This window comes from Streptomyces mangrovi, assembly GCF_900114215.1.
Taxonomy (GTDB): domain Bacteria; phylum Actinomycetota; class Actinomycetes; order Streptomycetales; family Streptomycetaceae; genus Streptomyces; species Streptomyces barkulensis.
This window is the reverse complement of record NZ_FOSG01000006.1, coordinates 19826-38263: the sequence shown is the minus strand read 5'-3', so window position 1 is coordinate 38263 and position 18438 is coordinate 19826. Positions and strand designations below refer to the sequence as shown.

Below are 18438 nucleotides of genomic sequence, written 5' to 3'. Positions count from 1 at the left end.
GGTGTCACCGGCCGCCGCAGACGGAAACCGGTTCCCCCTCCAGCCAGGGCAGATCGTGCCCCATACGGTCCCGCTTGGTGCGCAGGTAGCGCAGATTGTGCTCGCCCGCCTGGACGGGCATCGGCTCGCGGCCGGTGACGCGCAGACCGTACCGGGCGAGGGCTCCGGTCTTGTCGGGGTTGTTGGTCATCAGCCGCAGGGAGCGCACACCGAGGTCGGTGAGCATCCGCGCGGCGGCGGCGTAGTCGCGGGCGTCGGCGGGCAGACCGAGCTCCAGGTTGGCGTCGAGGGTGTCGCGCCCCGCCTCCTGGAGCTGGTAGGCGCGCAGCTTGGACAGCAGGCCGATGCCCCGGCCCTCGTGTCCGCGCAGGTAGACCACCACGCCGCGGCCCTCGGCGGCCACGCGGCGCAGGGAGTCCTGGAGCTGGGGTCCGCAGTCGCAGCGCAGCGAGCCGAACACATCGCCGGTCAGGCACTCGGAGTGCACCCGCACCAGGACGTTCTCGGCGCCGTCGACGTCCCCGGCGACCAGGGCGATGTGCTCCACGCCGTCGGTGGTGGAGCGGTAGCCGTGGGCGCGGAAGTCGCCGTGGGCGGTGGGCAGGGAGGTGACGGCCTCGCGGCGGACCGCGGGGAGGTCCGGGGTGGCGGGGGCGGCCTGCTCGCGGGAGCGGCGGTAGGCGATCAGCGCCTCGATGGAGACGATCGCCAGGCCGTGCTTGCGGGCGAAGGGCACCAGCTCGGGCAGGCGCAGCATGGTGCCGTCCTCGCCGGCGATCTCCACGATGGCGGCGGCGGGGCGCAGTCCGGCCAGCCGGGCGAGGTCGACCCCGGCCTCGGTGTGGCCGGGGCGCTCCAGCACGCCGCCGGGGCGGGCGCGCAGCGGGAAGACATGGCCGGGGCGCACGAAGTCGCCGGCCCCGCGGGCCGGGTCGGCCAGCAGCCGGATGGTGGTGGCGCGGTCGGCGGCGGAGATGCCGGTGGTCACGCCGTGGGCGGCGGAGGCGTCCACGGAGACGGTGAAGGCGGTGCCCATCGACTCGGTGTTGTCGCCGACCATCTGCGGCAACTCCAGCCGCTCCAGCTCACCGGCCTCCATCGGCGTGCAGATCAGACCGCGGCACTCGCTCATCATGAAGGCGACGACCTCGGGCGTGATCAGCTCGGCCGCGACGATGAGGTCTCCCTCGTTCTCGCGGTCCTCGTCGTCGACGACCACCACCGGGCGTCCGGCGGCGATGTCGGCGATCGCGCGCTCGACCGGGTCCAGCGCCGGGGCGTCGCCGGCCGCACCGCCGAACGCGTCGGCCGCTGCCCCGGGGTCGGCGGGGCGCGGGTTCCAGGTGTGCAGCACGGTCATGCCGGGGCTCCTTCCAGAGCTGGGTCGTTCGCCGACTTCGCGCGGGAGCGCAGCCACCAGTCGCGCAGGCCCCACAGGACGAGGACGAAGTAGATGACGTAGACCAGGCCGGAGAAGGCCAGGCCGCTGCCGAAGGCGAGCGGGACGCCGACCAGGTCCACCAGCAGCCAGGCGAACCAGAACTCCACCCATCCGCGGGCCTGGGCGACCATCGCCGCCAGGGTGCCGACGAAGATGTAGGCGTCGGCCCACGGGCTCCAGGACAGCTGCGGGTAGAGGGTGAACAGTCCGCCGACGGCGAGGGTGCCGGCGGCCGTTCCGGCCAGCAGCCAGCCGCGTTCGCGCCAGGTGGCGAACCGTACGGTGATCCTGCCGTCGGCGCTGCCGCGCTCCTCCCCGGAAACCGAGGAGCCGCGTCGCCACTGGTACCAGCCCCACACGGCGACGCCGATGACCAGCAGCTGCTTGCCGACGCCGCCCGAGAGCTGGGCGGAGGCGTAGGCGGCGACCAGGATGGTTCCGGCCAGGAACTGCGCGGGCCAGGTCCAGATGGAGCGGCGCCAGCCGAGGGCGAGGGCGATCAGGCCCATGACGTTGCCGACCATGTCGGACCACTTCACGCTCTGGCCGAACGCCTCGAAGGCGGTGCCGTTGAGGGCTGTGTCGAGCCACTCCAGCGCGCTCATCGCAGGACCTCGGCGAGCTCGGCGTCCTCGGCCGCTCCGGCGGTTCCGGCGGTTCCGGCGGTTCCGGCGGTTCCGGCGGCGGCGCGGTGGCCGAGCAGCCGCTCGACGTACTTGGCCAGGACGTCCACCTCCAGATTGACCGGGTCGCCGACGCCCTTCACGCCCAGTGTGGTCAGGTCAAGGGTGGTGGGGATGAGGCTGACGGTGAAGTCCGCCTCGCCCGCCTCGACGACGGTGAGGCTGACGCCGTCCACGGTGATCGAGCCCTTCTCGACGATGTAGCGGGTGAGTCCGCCCGGGGCGGCGATCCTGACGATCTCCCAGTTCTCGCCGGGGACGCGCTCGGTGATGGTGCCGGTGCCGTCCACATGGCCCTGGACGATGTGGCCGCCCAGCCGTCCGCCCAGCGCCATGGGACGCTCCAGGTTGACGCGGTCGCCGGCGGACAGGGCGCCGAGGCCGGAGCGCTTGAGGGTCTCGGCCATCACGTCGGCGGTGAACTCGCCGTCGGCGGTGTCCACGACGGTCAGGCAGACGCCGTTGACCGCGATGGAGTCGCCGTGCCCGGCCCCCTCGGTCACCAGCGGGCCTCGCAGCCGGAAGCGGCTGGACTCGGCCAGTTCCTCGACGGCGACGACCTCGCCCAGCTCTTCGACGATTCCGGTGAACACTCAGGACTCCTTGGGCATGTGGACGGCGGGGGCGGAAGCGGACACAGCGGGTATGGCGGGTACGACGGGTACGGCGTCGATGCGCAGATCGGGCCCGATCCGGTCGACCGCGGTCACCGTCAGTCGCAACACATCGGCGATGGTGGCGATTCCGGCGTCGGCGAGGGCGGCGGGCCCGGTGCCCAGGAGGGCCGGGGCCAGGTAGGCGGTGACCCGGTCCACGGCGCGGGCCGCGACGAAGGCCCCGGCCAGGATGGCGCCGCCCTCCAGCAGCACGGACCGCACACCGCGGTCGTGGAGGGCCCCGAGCAGCGCGGCGACGTCCAGGCCGCCGCCGGGCCCGCTGCCGTGTCCGGAGGGTCCGCCCGTTCCGGCGGCGCGCGGCAACCGCACCACCTCGGCGTGCCCGTCGAGGTGGGCGGTGGCGGCGTCCGGCAGATCGTCGGCGACGGCGATCAGGGTGGGGGCCTCGCCGTCCAGGACACGGGCGCCGGGCCGGACGGCGCGGGCCCCGGTGTCGGCGACGACGCGCAGCGGCTGGACGGCGCCGGGGACGCCGCGCACCGCGAGGTGGGGGTCGTCGGCGCGGGCGGTGCCGGAGCCGACGAGCACGGCGTCGGCCTCGGCGCGCAGCCGGTGGACGTCGGCGCGGGCGGCGCCGGAGGTGATCCAGCGGCTGGTGCCGTCGGCGGCGGCGGTACGGCCGTCGAGGGTGGCGGCGTACTTCCAGCGCACGTATGGGCGGCCCAGGCGCACCGAGGTCAGCCAGGGGGCGTTGACCTCGGCGGCCTCCTCGGCCAGGAGGCCGCCCTCGGTGTCGATCCCGGCGGCGGCCAGGGTCTCCGCGCCGCCGCGGGCGGCGGGGGTGGGGTCGGCGACGGCGTAGACCACCCGGGTGACGCCGGCGCCGATCAGGGCGCGGCTGCACGGGCCGGTGCGGCCGGTGTGGTCGCAGGGCTCCAGGGTGACGACGGCGGTGCCGCCGCGGGCCGCCTCGCCGGCCTCGGCGAGGGCGTGGACCTCGGCGTGGGGGCCGCCGGCGCGCCGGTGCCAGCCCTCGCCGACGACGTGTCCGGCGGTGTCGAGGACGACACAGCCGACGACGGGGTTGGGGCTGGTGGAGCCGAGGCCGCGGGCGGAGAGGGCGACGGCGCGGCGCATGGCGTCGCGTTCGCGCTCCCGCGCGGTGGGCGCTGCGGCTTCGGTGGCCACCGGGTCCTCCTGCCTCTTCGGGCACGGACTCCGGGGCGGTACGGGAAACGAGCGGTCTCACGGGTTGGACGGGACGCCGGAGCGTGGGCCGGATTCTCCGGGCCCCGCGGGGCGCCCGAGGATCCGCCTGCGGCGGCGTACCGGCCGTCTCGCGGCCCGCCGCGCACTGCCTCCCATCCGGACTTTGACCGTCGGTCCAGGAATTTCACCTGGTCAACCGGCCGCTGGCAGCGGCCGGGTCGCGGACTGTAACCGCCGGTTCGGAATTTCACCGACCCCGGAGTGCGCTTGACGTTGGTACGCGGCCAGTGTGCCACGTCCGGATCGGACGGCACCAGAGAGGGCCTGTGGACCGGCTCACAGCGACAAGCGGCGCCCTGGTCCGTACCCGCGCAGGCCGGCCGCTCCGCCGGGCCCGCGGCGGGAGCTGTCCGCATCGCGTCACCGCGGGCTGAACAGCTCCCGCCGTGCCGCGTCCAGGGCCGTCACCAGGCCGCCGCCGAGCACCGGGCTCCCCTCGACCGTGCCGCACAGCACCTCGGTGGCCAGCGGGGACATCCCGGCCAGACGGCCGGCCACCCGTTCCGCGAGCGGTCGCCCTCCGGCCCGTCCCACCTCGCCGCCGAGCACCACGCAGCCGGGGTCGAGGACCGAGGCGACGGCGGCGGCGCCCACGGCGATCCGTTCGGCCAGCGCGTCCAGGAACGCCTCGGCGCCGGCTCCCCCCTCGCCGGCCACCGCGGCGCGGACCACCGCCTCCGCGGCGCGGACGCCGTCCCCGGGGGTGTGCCGCGGCGGCCGCAGGCCGTGCCCGCGCGCCAGCGCGCACACCGCCGCGGCGCCGGCCAGGGAGTGGAAGCCGCCGTCGCAGACCGTCGCCGACGGCAGCCCGGCCGTGCCGGGTACCGGCAGGAAACCGACCTCGCCGGTACCGCCGGAGGCGCCGCGGCGCAGTGCGCCGTCCAGGATCACGGCGGCCCCCACTCCGTGCCCCAGCCAGAGCAGGACGAAGGTGTCGCGGCCGCGCGCCGCGCCGAGGCGGTGTTCGGCGATGCCCGCGAGGTTCACCTCGTTCTCCAGTACCACCGGGACGCCCAGCCGTTCGCGGATCGTGGCCGGGACGCGGGCGTGCCAGGCCGGCAGCGTGGTGCTGCGGCCGAGGGCCCCGGTGGCCGGGTCGATCATGCCGGGGGCGCCGACGGTGACGGTGTGCAGCGTGGTGACGCCCCTCTCGCGCAGCGCCTCCCGCAGGGCGGTCACCGTCCGCTCCACGGGGTCGTCCCCGCGGTCCGCGGCGTCCCCGCCCTCTGTGCCGTCCGCACCGTCCGCGACGGACAGTTCCGCGCCGCCGGCCGCGCCGCCCGCGAGGTCGGCCAGGGTGAAGGAGACGCCGCCGGTGCGGACGTCGACGGCCGCGACATGGGCGCGGTCGGCGACGAGGCCGTACAGCCGGGCGTTGGGTCCGCGGCGGCTCTCCCCCGCCTCGCCGGCGTCCCGGACCAGCCCGTCGTCGGCCAGGCGCCGCAGCAGGTCGGCGACGCTGGGGCGGGACAGTCCGGTCAGCTCCTTGAGCCGGCCGGCCGTCAGGGGGCCGTGCTCCACCAGCAGTTCCAGCGCGATCCGGTCGTTGATGGCGCGGGCCGTGCGGGGCGAGGCGGTGCGCGCGGGACGGACCGGAGGGGTGGGGGCGCCGGGCTCGGGCCGTGGGGGCGTGGTCATGCGGGAATCCTCGCAGATTTTCTTTTTCATTCAGGAAGCCTTCCTGATAGTTTACGCGCATGCCCTCCTCACCCATCGGCCGAGCCCGGCGCTCGGTCGCCCTGGTCTTCGCCCTGCACGGCGCGGTCTCCGGCGGTTTCACCACCCGCATCCCCTGGCTCCGGGACCAGCTCGACCTGAGCAACGGTCAGCTGGGACTCGCCCTGGCCTTCCCCGCGATCGGCGCCTCGCTCGCCATGCCGCTGGCCGGGCGCATCATGCACCGCCACGGCGGGCGGGCGGCCGTACGCGCCCTGCTCGCCCTGTGGTGCGCCTCACTCGCCCTGCCCGCCCTCTCCCCCCATCTGGCCGTGCTCTGCGCCGCGTTCCTCCTCCTGGGCGCCGCCGCCGGGATGGCGGATGTGGCCATGAACGCCCAGGGGGTGGAGGTGGAACAGCGCCACGGCCGCTCGATCATGTCCGGGCTGCACGGCATGTGGAGCGTGGGCGCGCTGCTGGGCTCGGCGGCCGGCGTGGGCGCCGTCCACCTCGGCCTGGACGCCCGGATCCACCTCGCGCTGGCCGCCGCCGTCCTGGCCGCGGCCGTTCCGGCGGCCTGCCGCGGCCTGCTGGACGTACGCCCCGCGCCGGGGCAGGAGGCGCCGCCGCGCTTCGCGCTGCCGCCGCGTTCGGCCCTGCTGATCGGTGCGGTGGGCATGTGCGCGGTGCTCGCCGAGGGCGCCTCGATGGACTGGTCCGGGGTCTACCTGCGGGACGTCACCGGCGCGTCGGCGACGGTCGCGGCCGCGAGCTACACCGCGTTCGCCTGCACCATGGCCGCCGCCCGCCTGGCCGGCGACGCCGCCGTGCGCCGTATCGGCCCGGTGCGCACGGTGCGAATCAGCGGCGTCCTGGCCACCGTGGGCGGCGCGCTGGTGGTGACCGCGCCCGGCCCGGTGGCGGGCGTCGCCGGGTTCGCCCTGCTGGGCGTCGGGATCGCCGTGGTGGTGCCGCTGGCCTTCGCCGCCGCCGGGCACAGTGGTCCGGCTCCCGGGCAGGCCATCGCCGGCGTCGCCACCATCACCTACACCACCGGGCTGGCCGCGCCGACCGTCATCGGTCTGCTCGCCGAACTGGTCTCGCTGCGGGCGTCGTTCGCCCTGGTCACCGCCGCCACCGCCGTCCTCGTCCTGGCCGCCGGGGTGCTGGGCGCCCCGCGCCGGGGCGGTGTCGTCGCCCAAAGCGCCGGGGAGGCGCGGGCGGAACTGCGGGGAGGCTGACCGAAACGGCACGGGCGGGCGCGAGCACGGGAGAGCGGCGGGCACGGGAGGACGGTCAGGAAAGGCCGTCCGCGAGACGGGTGATCAGATCGTCCACCTCGGGCCGGCCGCTCCACCGGGCCACCAGCCTGTCCCGCAGCCCCCGCAGTTCCCGGCCGATCATCACGCTGGACGCGGCGGAGGCCTCCGCCAGTACCGGCCCGGCCACGGCCACCGCGGCCTCAGGGTCTCCGGCGCAGGCGTGTCCGTCGGCCAGCCGCAGTGTGAACAGCAGCCGCGTGGGGCGCGTACGCGGTCCCAGGTGGTCCAGCGACGTCCGCGCCGCCTCGACGGCGAGACGGGCGACCGACCTGTCCGAGGTCATGGCGGCGATGTCGCGCAGCGCCCCGGCGGCGCCGGACTCCACCCGCACCGGCCCGGGGAAGGTCGCCAGCCAGGGCACCTCCGCGGTGCCCCGCTCCCCGAAGCGGTCCAGGCCGTCCCGGGCGAGGGCGATGTGCCGCAGGCACTGCCGTACGTCGCCGCCGAGCGTGTGACCGCGGGCCTCGCACAGATGGGCCATGGTGGCCGCCCAGTGGCGGCCGGGGGCCGCCTCCCTGATCGCACGCGCGTAGGCCAGCGCCGAGGGGGCGTCGTTCTCCAGCTTCGCCAGCGTGCTCATGTCGATGAGCAGGGCGACCCGCATCGCGCTGTCCCCGCATGCGGCCGCCCAGCGGACCCCCTTGTCGAACCAGGCCATCGCCAGCCCGTTCTGACCGTGCAGCATCCGCAACTCGCCCGCGAGCTCCGCGTAGGCCGCGGCGAGGCGGAGCAGTGCCCGCCTCGCCGGTTCCCGGCAGCCGGCCGTCTCCAGCCGCCGCACGATCGCGTGCAGGGTGCGCTCGACCTCCGCGGCCAGTGCGGGCGAGGGCCGCTCGTCGCCGGCCCGCTCGTACACCGCCAGCAGGCCGGCCAGGACGTGCACGGTGTCGATGTCGGCGCCGGCGCCCGGCGGGGCCCCTGGGGCACGGAAGGCGCCGTGGATCGCGGACGCCTCCTCAAGGGGCGGCACCGCGCAGTCCTCCCCGCCGTGCAGCGGGCACGTCATGGCGTAGCTGGGCAGGCGCGAGGGCCACACCAGCCCGTCCGGCAACGCCAGTCCGATGCCGCGCGCCGCGCCCTCCCCGGGCAGCGGGGCCGCCCGGAGCACGCCGGCGGCCGGGGCGCAGGAGCGCGCCTCGGCCACCGCCGTCCAGACGGCCACCAGTTCCCCGCCCGCTCCCAGAACCTCGTCCAGGCGGCGTACCAGTGGGGGCAGCGGCTGGCGTACCCCGCTCTCCAGTTTGCTGATCGCGCTGTGGTCGTAGCCGACCCGGGCGCCGAGCTGGGCCTGCGTCAGTCCCAGATTCCGCCGCCAGTGGCGCAGCCTGCCGCCGAACTCGGCCCACGGCTCCGGGGCACGGGACGGGGGTGTGCGCTTCGGTGTCTCGCCGTCGTCCACCGGACCTCCTGGGCGCCGCGGGGAGGGGGGGAGACGGGGTGGGTGTCCGCCCCGTCGCCCGCGCGCTGGGCCGGGGATTCTAGCGCGCGCGGTCCCCGGCCGGAACCGCCCCGCGCCCGGTCAGGGGCGCGGGGCTCCGTCTCAGGGCACGGCGGTCGTCCCGGACCGCCGCCGGGCGCGACCGGCGCTCTCGTCGTGGAGCGCCGCCAGGTACCGCTCGGCGTCCAGGGCGGCCGCGCATCCGCTGCCGGCCGCCGTGACGGCCTGGCGGTAGGTGTGGTCGACCACGTCCCCGGCCGCGAACACCCCCGGCACTCCGGTACGGGTGGACGGGGCGTCAACCAGCACGTACCCGGCCTCGTCGAGGGCGAGCTGCCCGGTGAACAGCTCGCTGCGCGGATCGTGGCCGATCGCGACGAACAGCCCCGTCACCGCCGTCTCCTCCGTGGCGCCGGTGACCGTGTCCCGCAGGGTGATGCCGGTCAGGCCGGTATCGCCGTGCAGGGCCGTCACCTCGCGTTCGAAGGCGAAGGTGACCTTGGGGTCGGCGAAGGCCCGCCGCTGCATGGCCTTGGATGCCCGCAGGGTGCCGCGGCGGTGGACGACGGTGACCGAGCGGGCGTACCGGCTCAGGAAGGTGGCCTCCTCCAGAGCGGTGTCGCCGCCGCCGACCACGGCGACGTCGTGGCCGCGGAAGAAGAACCCGTCGCAGGTGGCGCACCAGGACACCCCCCGTCCGGACAGCTCGTCCTCGCGCTCCAGGCCGAGTTTGCGGTAGCCCGACCCGGTGGCGACGATCACCGTCCGCGCCCAGTGCCGCCGGCCCGCGCCGTCGGTGATCTGTTTGACCTCCCCCGCCAGGTCGACGGCGGCGACGTCCTCGTCGACCAGTTCGGCGCCGAACCGTCCGGCCTGTGCGCGCATGGCGTCCATCAGGTCCGGTCCCTGCACGCCCTCGGGGAAGCCCGGGTAGTTCTCCACCTCGGTGGTGGTGGCCAGCGATCCGCCGATGAGGGCCCGTCCGCAGAAGACCAGCGGGCGCAGCGCGGCGCGGGCGGTGTAGAGGGCGGCGGTGTAGCCGGCGGGGCCGGAGCCGATGACGGCGACCTCCCGGATCCCGGCGCTCACCGGTCCCCCCGCCCCTCCGTGCCCTCGGGCCGGCCCGTGTACAGCAGCAGGTTGCGGGAGTCCGGTCCCGCGTCGCGCACCCGGTCCTCGGTGGCGGCGTCGGCGAGGGCCTCGTCCAGTTCCTCGGGTGTCGCCCCGGGGTGCTCGGCCAGGTGGACCGCCGCGGCGCCGGTCACCTGGGCGGTGGCGGCGGAGGTGCCGGAGAGTCCGGTGTAGTGGCGGTCGCCCCGGGAGCCGGCCGTGGTGATGCCGGTTCCGGGGGCGAACAGGTGTACGCAGTAGCCGTAGTTGGACCAGGCGGGACGGCTGTCGTCGCGGTCGGTGGCGGCCACGGTGATGGCGGTGGTCTGCCGGGCCGGGGTGGTCTCGCAGGACTCGATCCCGTTTCCGGACCCGTCGCCGTTGCCGGCGGCCGCGGTGTACGCGATCCCCTTCCGCGTCATCTCGTAGAGCTGGAGGTCGAGCACCGATCCGGGCTCGCCGGAGAAGCCCAGGTTGACCACCGCGGGCCGCCGGGCGTTGGCGGTGATCCAGTCGACGGCGGACATGATGTGCTCCATCGTCCCGGTGCCGTCGCAGCCGAGGGCGCGCACCGACTCCACCGTGGCGCCCTTGGCGACACCGGTCCACCGTCCGGCCGCGATGGCCGCCGTCGCGGTGCCGTGCCCGTGGCAGTCGCCGTCGCCGCCCGGCCCCGGGGTGATCGCGTCGTACGCGCCGCGCGCCCGGCCCGCGAACTCCCCGTGGCCGGTGCGGACTCCGGTGTCGACGACGTACACATGCGTCCCGGCTCCGGTGCCGTGGAAGGCGTAGACGCCGTCCAGCGGCAGGTCCCGCTGGTCGATGCGGTCCAGGCCCCAGGAGGGCGGCCATATCTGGACGCCGCCGGCGGCGGCGGACACCGCGCCCCCGTGCTGCAGTCCGGCGACCCGGTAGACGCGGTCGGGGGTGATGGAGCTGACGCGGGTGTCCCTGTAGTAACCGGCCAGCTGCTCCTCGGTCAGCGAGACGGAGAACGCCTGCGAGGCCGCGTAGTACACCCGGCGCAGTTCGCCCCCGTGGTCGGCGGTCAGCTGCCGGGCCCGTTCGGTGACCGCCTCCCGTGTCGCCTCCGTGCCGTGGACCTGGACGATGTGGACGGCCGGCGCGGAGGGAGCGAGGGGCGCGGAGGAGGGCCGGTCGGCCGGGGCCGCGAGGGCCACCGGGCCGGCGACCAGGAAGGGCAGTGCCGCGCCGACCGCGGCGACCGCCGCGGCGGCGGCCCTCGGCAGGGATCTCTTCATGGGGGGTCGGGCCTTTCGCTTACGGTCGCGGGGAGCTGACCCGCGAGAGTGGGAGACGGGCGGACACGCCGCACCGCCGGAGGGCGAGGGGGGCGTGCCGGCCGCCGCGGCGGCCGGCACGCGGGGGCGTCACAGGTTGTTCAGCCAGATACGCAGCGAGGTCGGCCCGTCGTAGCCGACCATGCGGCTGCCGGCCTCCCGGCCGCTTTGGATGTTGAGCAGGGCCGGGATGCCGCGGACTCCGTACCTCCGCGCCAGGTCGGGGTTGCGGTCGACGTCGACGCGCGCCCAGACCCAGGCGCCGTTGTCCTCGGTGTTGTACTTCTGGAGGTAGGGCTTCTGCCTCTGGCACCAGTAGCACCAGGAAGCGGTGAAGTCGAGCACCACGGGCTTGGTGTACGACCACTCCATGACCTGGGCGTAGTTGGCCGAGGTCACGTCGACGACACCGGGGATGCTGTCGGCGGCGGACGCCTGGGCCGCCGCCGCGGGAGCGGTGGGAGCGGCGGCGGCCTGCGCGGCCGCTCCTGTGAACAGCAGCGCGACGGCGGACGCCGCGACGGCCAGTCTGCGAATCATGATCCTTTTCCTTTCGTGGGGTGGAACAGGATGGGGCGAGCACAGCGGCGGGAAGCCGCCGCACAGATGGGGGGGAAGCGGGTCCCGGTGGGGAACGGGCCCCGGGCCGGTGCTCAGGCCTCGGAGGTCTCCGTGGGCAGGCCGTGGGCGACCCAGTCCTCGATCCCCTCGCGGTACTTGCGCACGTCCGTGTAGCCGAGCGCCACCAGCCGGGCGCCGACGAGTTCGCTGTTGCGGCACGGCACGTTCGCGCAGTACACGACTACGGGGACGGTGCGGTCCGGCAGTACGGCGGGCGCGAGTTCGTCGGTGAACCGCTGCGCGTCCTCGTAGGGGAACCCGGGGATGTTCACCGCGCCGGGCAGGTGCTCGCGTTCGTAGTAGGCCGCCGGCATCGTGTCGACCACGACGGTCTTCCCGGCGTCCATCTCGGCCTTCAGTTCGTCCCTCTTCACCAGGGGTAGCACGTCAGCCTCCTGTCTTCGTCATGCCGCTTTCGGGAAGGTCCGGGAGCCCGGAGCGGCCGGGAGGAGGGGTCCCGGGGGTGCGGGAGGCCCGCGGGCCCCTGCGGACCGCCGCCCGGCCCGCCACCGCGTAGAGCGCGAAGGCGGCCACGACGGCGTTGACCGCGGGGATGCCGATGCCCGCGTACTCGCCGGTCAGCGCGCCGGCGGCCCAGCACACCAGGGACAGGGGCATCCAGTCGGCGATCCCGCCGGGCAGCCCGCCGTGCGAGCGGGCCCGGTCGAGGTCCGCGCGGAACCGCCGCACCACGTAGTACTCGGCGATGATGATCCCGGCCACCGGCGGGGCGAGCACCCCGATGGTCTCCAGGAAGCCGGTGAAGTCGTCCATCACACCCGCGGCGGACAGCGTCGTGCCCACCGCACCGATCACCAGCGTCACCGTCCGGCGGCCGACGCGTCTGCCGAGGATCACATCGATGCTGTTGACGGTGGCCAGCGCGGACGAGTACAGGTTCCAGTCGTTGATCTTCAGGATCGCCGTCGCCAGGATCAGCGTGCCCAGCAGGCCGGACGAGGTGGTGATGATGCCGACGATGTCGGCGGTGCGGGCCGCGTGGCCGAGCAGCACCGCGGTGAGCCCGATCAGGTACTCCCCCAGCGTCACGCCCAGGAGCGTCTGCTTGACCACGTCGGACGGTCTGCGGTTGAAGCGCGTCATGTCCGGGGTCATCAGCGCCCCCAGGATGAACGCCCCGGCCACCAGCGTCGTGCCCTCGGCCAGGGACAGCGCCGGCCCCGGCGGGGCCGCGGTCACCAGATGTCCCAGCGAGTGGTCGGCCAGGGTGTCCACCACCGACCAGCCGGCCAGCAGGAGGAACGCGGGGACGGTCAGGTAGGCCGTCCACGCCATGGTGTTGAAGCCGAACACCGAGACGGCCGTGACCGCCGCGCCGCCCGCCAGCGCCCAGGCCCATGGCGGCACCCCGCCCGCGAGGTTGTGCATTCCCTGCGCGAACACGCCGTTCTGCACACCGAACCAGCCGGCGAGGCTGAACGCCACGAGCATGCCCACCGCCGCGGAGCCCTTGCGGCCGAAGCCCGACCAGCGGGCGAGCACCGAGGTCGACAGGCCCTCCCTGACCCCGGCGACACCCAGCAGGATCGTGACGGCCTCCAGCATCACCGAGCCGACGGTGATGGCGATCACCGCGTCGGTGAACGTCATCCCGTAGCCCAGGACCGCGCCCACCATGAACTGCTGGAAGGAGGAGACCTGCCCGAACCGCTGCACCGCCACCGAGATCCACGAGTAGCGCGCCTCCTCGGGGACCCGGCTGAGCGAGTAGTCGTCCAGCGCCTCGCCCCGGCCGGGCTCGCCGACGGCTCCCCGCCCGGCCTCAGCGGGCGCCATGGGACACCTCCCCCACCGGGGCGGCTGCGGGCACGGCTCCGGCCGTGCCGGCCTCCGGCGCCCGCTCGCGGACCACCACGAAGCCCTGTCCCGGCACCGGTCTCCAGCTCAGCTCCCGCCGGTAGAAGCGCTCCAGGAAGGCCACCCGCTGGTGGTAGAGGAAGAACGACGAACCGTCCCCCGTGGACCCGGCGGCCCCGGTGGCCCCAGTGGCCCCAGTGGCCCCGGCGGAGTCGGCGAAGAGGGGCAGCTCCGCCAGGAAGTACCGCACCGCGCGCCGCAGTTGCTCCTCGCTGGGGGCGGCGCCGGGCGGCAGCCTCCGGTCCAGCACCCAGCGGGACGCCTCCAGGCAGGCGGCGCGGAAGGAGGCGTCTTCCCGGAACAGCAGGTGCGCCTCCGCCAGGAGCTGCCCGTAGCGTGCCGAGCCGCCCAGCCGCTCCATGCCCAGGACGAGTCTCCGCGGCTCCTCGACCCCCAGACTCCGCAGCGCGGTGGTGATCTTGTTGTGGACGTACCGGCCCTGGCTCCGCGCCTTGTGACGCGCGCGGCCCGGCTCGCACCCCAGCGCTTCCAGCGTGTAGGCGGCCACCGTGTCCGGTACGAAGAAACACACCCGCTCGAAGCGCTCCATCGCCCAGCCCGCCAGGGCGGTCAGCCGCCGCGTACTGAAGTAGCTGTTGAACGGGCTGACCCCGATGCAGGCGACGGCCGCTTCGGGAAGTAATTCACGGCAGTTCTCGGTAAGTGGTTCGATCTCAAACACAATCCACCTCGGGTCGTGGTTCGGACAGCCCCCCATCCGATCGGGTCACGGCCTGCAAACCGATGAATGGGATGATGGCGGCCGGACGGGAGGCCGGGTAGTGCCGACCGGTTATGCCGTCCGCGCGCACCCGCCCCGGGCGGATCCGCTCACCTGCCGACGGAAGCCCACCGACCCGCACGCGCGGAAATCGACAGAATTTGCACCGTGCTCGATCCGGCTCTGGTGCGGGCGGACGGAATCCGCTTAGCCTCCGATCATGGAATTACAGATCCGCCATCTGCGTCTGCTGCGCGTCGTCGCCGACACCGGGAGCCTCAACAGGGCGGCGGCGGCGCTGGAGCTGCCCCAGCCGGCCCTGAGCCGCCAGGTACGGAGGCTGGAGGAGCTGCTCGGCGGGGCCCTGTTCGAACGCGGCCCCCACGGCACCCGGCCCACCGCCCTCGGCAGCACCGTCCTCGACCACGCGGAGTGCGTCCTCCGCATCCTCGACGACTTCGGGCAGCGGTTGCACGACCACCGCGAAGTCCGGAGCCGGGCGCTGCGGGTGGGCTGGGCCGACAGCGTGCTCCACGAACCCCTGCTGAACTCCCTGCGGCGGCTGCCGTGCGGGGAACACCCGCGGATCGTGGTCACCGGCTCCACCCGGGAGCTGGTGGACCTGCTGCGGGCCGGGGAGATCGACATCGCGCTGCGCGACCACACTCTTGGGCAGGACGGCCCGCTCCCGTCCGCGGACGGTCCGGTCGCGCAGATCGCCTGGGGGCACAGTCCGGTACTGCTCGCGGTCGCCGCCAACCGGCCGCAGGCCACCGCGGAACGGCTCACCATGGCCGATCTGGCGCATGAGGAGTGGATCTCGGTCACCGGCCCCGACGGCTGCGACGGTAAACTCCGCGCCCTGTGCGCCTCCTACGGATTCACACCGCGCATCGCCCACGACATCCCCGTCTCCGGGCCTCGCTGCGATGTGATCCGCAGCCGCGGCTGCGTCGCCCTGAGCCAGGCGTGCCGACCGCTCCCGCCCGGGGTGGTCCACCGCTCCGTGGACGACCTCGGACTGCGGGTCGGCCATCTGGTGGCGTTCCGCAGGGACAGCCGGATCGCCGCGCAGGTGCCGGCGCTGGTCGCGGTCCTCTCCGCGGCGCGTCCGCGGCCGGTCACCGCATGACCGCCATGGACGTGGAGATCCAGGACCTGCGGGTGCTGCGCGCGGTCGCCGACACCGGAAGCCTGGCCGGCGCCGCCCGGGCGCTCGGCCTCAGCCAGGCCGGCGTCAGCCGCCGCGTCCAGCGCGTCGAGCGGGCCACCGGCCTGGCCGTCCTGTACCGCGACCACCGCGGTGCCCTCCTCACCGCGACCGGCCGGCTGCTGCTGGACTGCGCCGACGAACTGCTTCCGGTGGTCGACCGGCTGCTGGCCGCCGGGGCGCACGGGGGTCCGCCGGGCCCGCCGGCGGAGCGCCTGCGCATCGGGGCCGTACCCCACCCCGCTCTGCCGCTCGTCGCCACCCGTGCCCGCGCCCTGCTGCCGTCGGCCGCCGTCGAGGTGCGCGCCGGAGAGTGCGGCACCGTGGACTGCGGCACCGGGGGCTGCGGTACCGGGGACTGCGGCGCCGCCCTGCCGGACCTCTTCCGCCTGCACCGCCTGGACCTGGTCGTGTTCCGGCACTTCCCCCATCTGGACGGGCCCCTGCCGGAGGCCCTGGGCACGGCCGTGCTCGCCGAGGAGAGCCTGCTCGTCCGGACCGCGGCCGACCACCGGCCGGCGGAGCGGGCCTCGGTCTCCCTCCTCGACCTCGACGGCCGGACGTGTCTGCTCCCCGCCGGCCGCCGGCACGCCGCCCTGCACCACCGCTTCATGACCGCGGTGCGGCGCCGCAACGTGCACGTCGAAGTGCGCTGGGCGGCCGACGAGGCCGAGGCCGCGGCGCTGGCCTGCGCCACCGGCGGTGTACTGCCGGCCTATCCGCTCCCGGCCCCGGCGGCCGGAATGGTCTGCCTCCCGCTGGACGACACCGCCGTCCGCCACCGGCTGCTCCTGGCCTGGCGGCCCGGTGACCGCGCCGCCGCCTGGGCGCACCGGCTGGCCGAGGAGGTCCGGGAGTCCTACGCGGGCGGGGGCGCGGGCGGAATCTGAACCGGGGCTCCGGGCACACCGCCGGAGCCCCGGTTCCGAGGGCCGCCCCGCGTCCCTCGGAACCGGGCCCGTTGCCGTTTCAAACGGCGACGGGCCCGGCCGGAGGTGGAGACAGGATTCGAACCTGTGTGAACGGCTCTGCAGGCCGTCGCCTCGCCTCTCGGCCACTCCACCGAAAACGGGATCCGGGGTTCTCGCCGCCGAACAGAAAAAGCGGCCGACCGCGCCGCCTTCCGCCGACACCCTGAACGCTAACAGAATTCCCCCTGTTCGGGAACAGTTTGTTTCCGGCCGCCTTCTCTCGCGAACACACAGTCCCTTTCTCGCGTAACAGCCTATGCTTTTCCGGTGCATTTCCATGCCACCCCTTCATACCCCCGGGTTAATTCCAGGAAGGCATTTTCGAAACCTCACGCACCTCGGCCTCCGGGTTCTCTCCCGGACCGGGCTCCCCGGGCGGCCCCCGACCGCCCGTCCTGGCGGGTCGCTCCGGCCGCGCACCGCCCACTGACATCCCCGAAAGCGCCCCGTACCATGTGGGCCGATCGATTCCGGTCACATCCGATCACACCCCCGGCGCGCCCCGAAGCAGTCCAAAGCACCCCGAAGCGCGCCGGAACGCACCACCGCGCGAGCACGAAACGGAGAACCCATGGGCCTCGGTCTGCGCTGGACCCTGCACGGCGACGGTCGCACACCGGCGCCCGGAGCCGTCGTACGGCCCGACGAGCGGCTGTCGTGGCCGCGGACGGCCGGGCTGGGGGCACAGCATGTGGTCGCCATGTTCGGCGCCACCTTCGTCGCTCCGGTGCTCATGGGCCTGGACCCCAATCTGGCCATCATGATGTCGGGCGTCGCCACCATGGTGTTCCTGCTCATGACGCGCGGCCGGGTGCCGAGCTATCTGGGCTCCAGCCTCTCCTTCGTCGGCGTCGCCGCGGCGATCCGGGCCTCGGGCGGTGACAGCGCGACGATCACCGGGGCGCTGCTGGTGGTCGGCGTGGTGCTGCTGCTGGCCGGCCTGGTGGTGCAGCGGTTCGGCGCGCGGGTCATCCACGCGGTGATGCCGCCCGTGGTCACCGGCGCGGTCGTGATGCTGATCGGCTTCAACCTGGCACCGGTGACGGCCTCGACGTACTGGCCGCAGGACCAGTGGACGGCGCTGCTGACCATGCTCTTCACCGGACTCGCGGTGGTGGCGCTGCGCGGTTTCTGGTCCCGTGTGGCGATCTTCCTCGGGCTGGTCTTCGGCTACGTCGTCTCCTGGGCCATGGACCGCCTCTTCGGGAAGATCCACTCCCCGGCGGGCGGCGGGGAGGCCGTCGACCACTGGCGGCTGGACCTCTCGGGCGTCTCCGAGGCCGACTGGATCGGACTGCCCTCCCTCCACGCCCCCGAGTTCCAGTGGTCGGCGATCCTGGTGGCGCTGCCGGTGGTGATCGCGCTGATCGCGGAGAACGCGGGCCATGTGAAGGCCGTGGGCGAGATGACCGGTGATCCGCTCGACGACGAGCTGGGCACCGCGATCGGCGCCGACGGCGCGGCCACGGTGCTGTCCACCGCGGTCGGCGGCCCGGCCACCACCACGTACTCCGAGAACATCGGCGTGATGGCCGCGACCCGCGTCTACTCCACCGCCGCTTACTGGGCCGCCGCCTGCTTCGCCGTGCTGTTCGGGCTCTGCCCGAAGTTCGGCGCGGTGATCGCCGCGATCCCCGGCGGTGTGCTCGGCGGGATCACCGTGATCCTCTACGGCATGATCGGCCTGCTCGGCGCGCAGATCTGGCTCGCGGGCCGGGTGGACCTGCGCAACCCGCTGAACCTGGTGCCGGTCTCGGCGGGCGTCATCATCGGCGTCGGCGGCGTCAGCCTGGAGATCACCGACAGCTTCGAGCTGAACGGCATCGCACTGGGCACCATCGTCGTCCTCACCGGCTACCACGTGCTGCGGGCGCTGGCACCGGCGCACATGCGCGCCCAGGAGCCGCTGCTGGACGAGGGCACCTCCTCCTACGACACCGAGGCCGCGGACGGCGGCGCGGACGGCGCCGCCGGCGCGGAGGACGCGGACGGCACCGGGCCCGGCAAGCGGTAGGCGGCGGGCGGCGGTACGGCCGCCTGTTCGCCGCCGCCCGCCGGCCGCCGTTCCCGCGCGGACCGTGGTTCGCCGCCCGTTCGGGGGTCGCCCGATCCGGGGGACTTCCCGCTCTGCCCCCTGCGCCCGTCCTCTTTCTGCCACGCTGAGCGCATGACGATGACGCAGTCCGGGTCCGCCGCCGGA

General features: G+C 74.6%; 16 protein-coding genes, 1 tRNA gene and 1 riboswitch. Of the genes, 4 read left to right on the top strand and 13 right to left on the bottom strand.

Annotated elements, in window-relative coordinates; genetic code table 11:
* Positions 1-4: 4 nt before the first annotated feature.
* From BM237_RS10290 to BM237_RS10270, 5 genes are all read right to left on the bottom strand, one after another.
* Positions 5-1360, bottom strand: coding sequence for a bifunctional 3,4-dihydroxy-2-butanone-4-phosphate synthase/GTP cyclohydrolase II (locus BM237_RS10290; RefSeq protein ID WP_093849274.1), 1356 nt, complete (start codon positions 1358-1360; stop codon positions 5-7).
* Positions 1357-2046 (bottom strand): nicotinamide mononucleotide transporter family protein, encoded by a 690-nt coding sequence (locus BM237_RS10285; protein ID WP_093849273.1) that lies wholly within the window; start codon positions 2044-2046, stop codon positions 1357-1359. Before BM237_RS10285 ends, BM237_RS10290 begins: the two co-directional genes overlap by 4 nt.
* Positions 2043-2717, bottom strand: coding sequence for a riboflavin synthase (locus BM237_RS10280; protein ID WP_093849272.1), 675 nt, complete (start codon positions 2715-2717; stop codon positions 2043-2045). The genes BM237_RS10285 and BM237_RS10280 overlap by 4 nt, the downstream gene beginning before the upstream one ends.
* Complete coding sequence (gene ribD / locus BM237_RS10275) at positions 2718-3878, bottom strand: bifunctional diaminohydroxyphosphoribosylaminopyrimidine deaminase/5-amino-6-(5-phosphoribosylamino)uracil reductase RibD (RefSeq protein WP_093849485.1); 1161 nt, start codon at positions 3876-3878, stop codon at positions 2718-2720.
* A 210-nt stretch (positions 3879-4088) separates the two neighbouring features.
* Positions 4089-4219, bottom strand: a riboswitch (FMN riboswitch).
* A 151-nt stretch (positions 4220-4370) separates the two neighbouring features.
* The gene (locus tag BM237_RS10270; RefSeq protein ID WP_093849271.1) at positions 4371-5648 is read right to left on the bottom strand and encodes an ROK family transcriptional regulator; all 1278 of its coding nucleotides are present in this window, start codon (positions 5646-5648) and stop codon (positions 4371-4373) included.
* 59 nt (positions 5649-5707) lie between these two features.
* Here BM237_RS10270 and BM237_RS10265 point away from each other — a divergent pair, with 59 nt between their 5' ends.
* Positions 5708-6907 carry an MFS transporter gene (locus BM237_RS10265; RefSeq protein WP_093849270.1) on the top strand — a complete coding sequence of 400 codons (1200 nt, stop codon included), beginning with the start codon at positions 5708-5710 and terminating at the stop codon, positions 6905-6907.
* Positions 6908-6962: 55 nt separating this feature from the next.
* Here the strand turns inward: BM237_RS10265 and BM237_RS10260 are convergent, their stop codons facing one another.
* From BM237_RS10260 to BM237_RS10230, 7 genes are all read right to left on the bottom strand, one after another.
* Positions 6963-8387: a helix-turn-helix domain-containing protein gene (locus BM237_RS10260; RefSeq protein WP_093849269.1), complete on the bottom strand. Its 1425-nt coding sequence runs from the start codon at positions 8385-8387 to the stop codon at positions 6963-6965.
* 141 nt (positions 8388-8528) lie between these two features.
* A complete protein-coding gene (trxB, locus tag BM237_RS10255; protein ID WP_093849268.1) occupies positions 8529-9515 on the bottom strand; it encodes a thioredoxin-disulfide reductase in 987 nt (328 codons plus the stop codon).
* Positions 9512-10798 carry a S8 family peptidase gene (locus BM237_RS10250; protein WP_093849267.1) on the bottom strand — a complete coding sequence of 429 codons (1287 nt, stop codon included), beginning with the start codon at positions 10796-10798 and terminating at the stop codon, positions 9512-9514. The genes trxB and BM237_RS10250 overlap by 4 nt, the downstream gene beginning before the upstream one ends.
* Positions 10799-10927: 129 nt before the next feature.
* The gene (locus tag BM237_RS10245; protein WP_093849266.1) at positions 10928-11377 is read right to left on the bottom strand and encodes a thioredoxin family protein; all 450 of its coding nucleotides are present in this window, start codon (positions 11375-11377) and stop codon (positions 10928-10930) included.
* 113 nt (positions 11378-11490) lie between these two features.
* Positions 11491-11844 (bottom strand): rhodanese-like domain-containing protein, encoded by a 354-nt coding sequence (locus BM237_RS10240; protein WP_093849265.1) that lies wholly within the window; start codon positions 11842-11844, stop codon positions 11491-11493.
* Between the two features lies 1 nt (position 11845).
* Positions 11846-13255, bottom strand: coding sequence for a purine-cytosine permease family protein (locus BM237_RS10235; protein ID WP_093849264.1), 1410 nt, complete (start codon positions 13253-13255; stop codon positions 11846-11848).
* Entirely contained in the window at positions 13242-14018 is a 777-nt protein-coding gene (locus tag BM237_RS10230) for a tRNA-dependent cyclodipeptide synthase (RefSeq protein WP_217655822.1), read from the bottom strand. Before BM237_RS10230 ends, BM237_RS10235 begins: the two co-directional genes overlap by 14 nt.
* Positions 14019-14277: 259 nt before the next feature.
* On the opposite strand from BM237_RS10230, the gene BM237_RS10225 reads away from it, so the two are divergent.
* Together BM237_RS10225 and BM237_RS10220 are read left to right on the top strand one after the other, a co-directional pair.
* A complete protein-coding gene (locus BM237_RS10225) occupies positions 14278-15189 on the top strand; it encodes a LysR family transcriptional regulator (RefSeq protein ID WP_093849262.1) in 912 nt (303 codons plus the stop codon).
* Complete coding sequence (locus BM237_RS10220) at positions 15186-16157, top strand: LysR family transcriptional regulator (protein ID WP_093849261.1); 972 nt, start codon at positions 15186-15188, stop codon at positions 16155-16157. Before BM237_RS10225 ends, BM237_RS10220 begins: the two co-directional genes overlap by 4 nt.
* A gap of 103 nt (positions 16158-16260) precedes the next feature.
* Here the strand turns inward: BM237_RS10220 and BM237_RS10215 are convergent.
* A tRNA-Cys gene (locus BM237_RS10215) sits at positions 16261-16331 on the bottom strand.
* Between the two features lie 478 nt (positions 16332-16809).
* Here BM237_RS10215 and BM237_RS10210 point away from each other — a divergent pair.
* Entirely contained in the window at positions 16810-18252 is a 1443-nt protein-coding gene (locus BM237_RS10210) for a uracil-xanthine permease family protein (RefSeq protein WP_093849260.1), read from the top strand.
* Positions 18253-18438 lie beyond the last annotated feature (186 nt).

Bases quoted from the DNA above. Each gene is read 5' to 3' on its own strand.
- BM237_RS10290 (WP_093849274.1), bottom strand. From the start codon at position 1,360: ATGACCGTGCTGCACACCTGGAACCCGCGCCCCGCCGACCCCGGGGCA.
- BM237_RS10285 (WP_093849273.1), bottom strand. From the start codon at position 2,046: ATGAGCGCGCTGGAGTGGCTCGACACAGCCCTCAACGGCACCGCCTTC.
- ribD (WP_093849485.1), bottom strand. From the start codon at position 3,878: ATGCGCCGCGCCGTCGCCCTCTCCGCCCGCGGCCTCGGCTCCACCAGC.
- BM237_RS10270 (WP_093849271.1), bottom strand. From the start codon at position 5,648: ATGACCACGCCCCCACGGCCCGAGCCCGGCGCCCCCACCCCTCCGGTC.
- BM237_RS10265 (WP_093849270.1), top strand. From the start codon at position 5,708: ATGCCCTCCTCACCCATCGGCCGAGCCCGGCGCTCGGTCGCCCTGGTC.
- BM237_RS10250 (WP_093849267.1), bottom strand. From the start codon at position 10,798: ATGAAGAGATCCCTGCCGAGGGCCGCCGCCGCGGCGGTCGCCGCGGTC.
- BM237_RS10245 (WP_093849266.1), bottom strand. From the start codon at position 11,377: ATGATTCGCAGACTGGCCGTCGCGGCGTCCGCCGTCGCGCTGCTGTTC.
- BM237_RS10235 (WP_093849264.1), bottom strand. From the start codon at position 13,255: ATGGCGCCCGCTGAGGCCGGGCGGGGAGCCGTCGGCGAGCCCGGCCGG.
- BM237_RS10225 (WP_093849262.1), top strand. From the start codon at position 14,278: ATGGAATTACAGATCCGCCATCTGCGTCTGCTGCGCGTCGTCGCCGAC.
- BM237_RS10220 (WP_093849261.1), top strand. From the start codon at position 15,186: ATGACCGCCATGGACGTGGAGATCCAGGACCTGCGGGTGCTGCGCGCG.
- BM237_RS10210 (WP_093849260.1), top strand. From the start codon at position 16,810: ATGGGCCTCGGTCTGCGCTGGACCCTGCACGGCGACGGTCGCACACCG.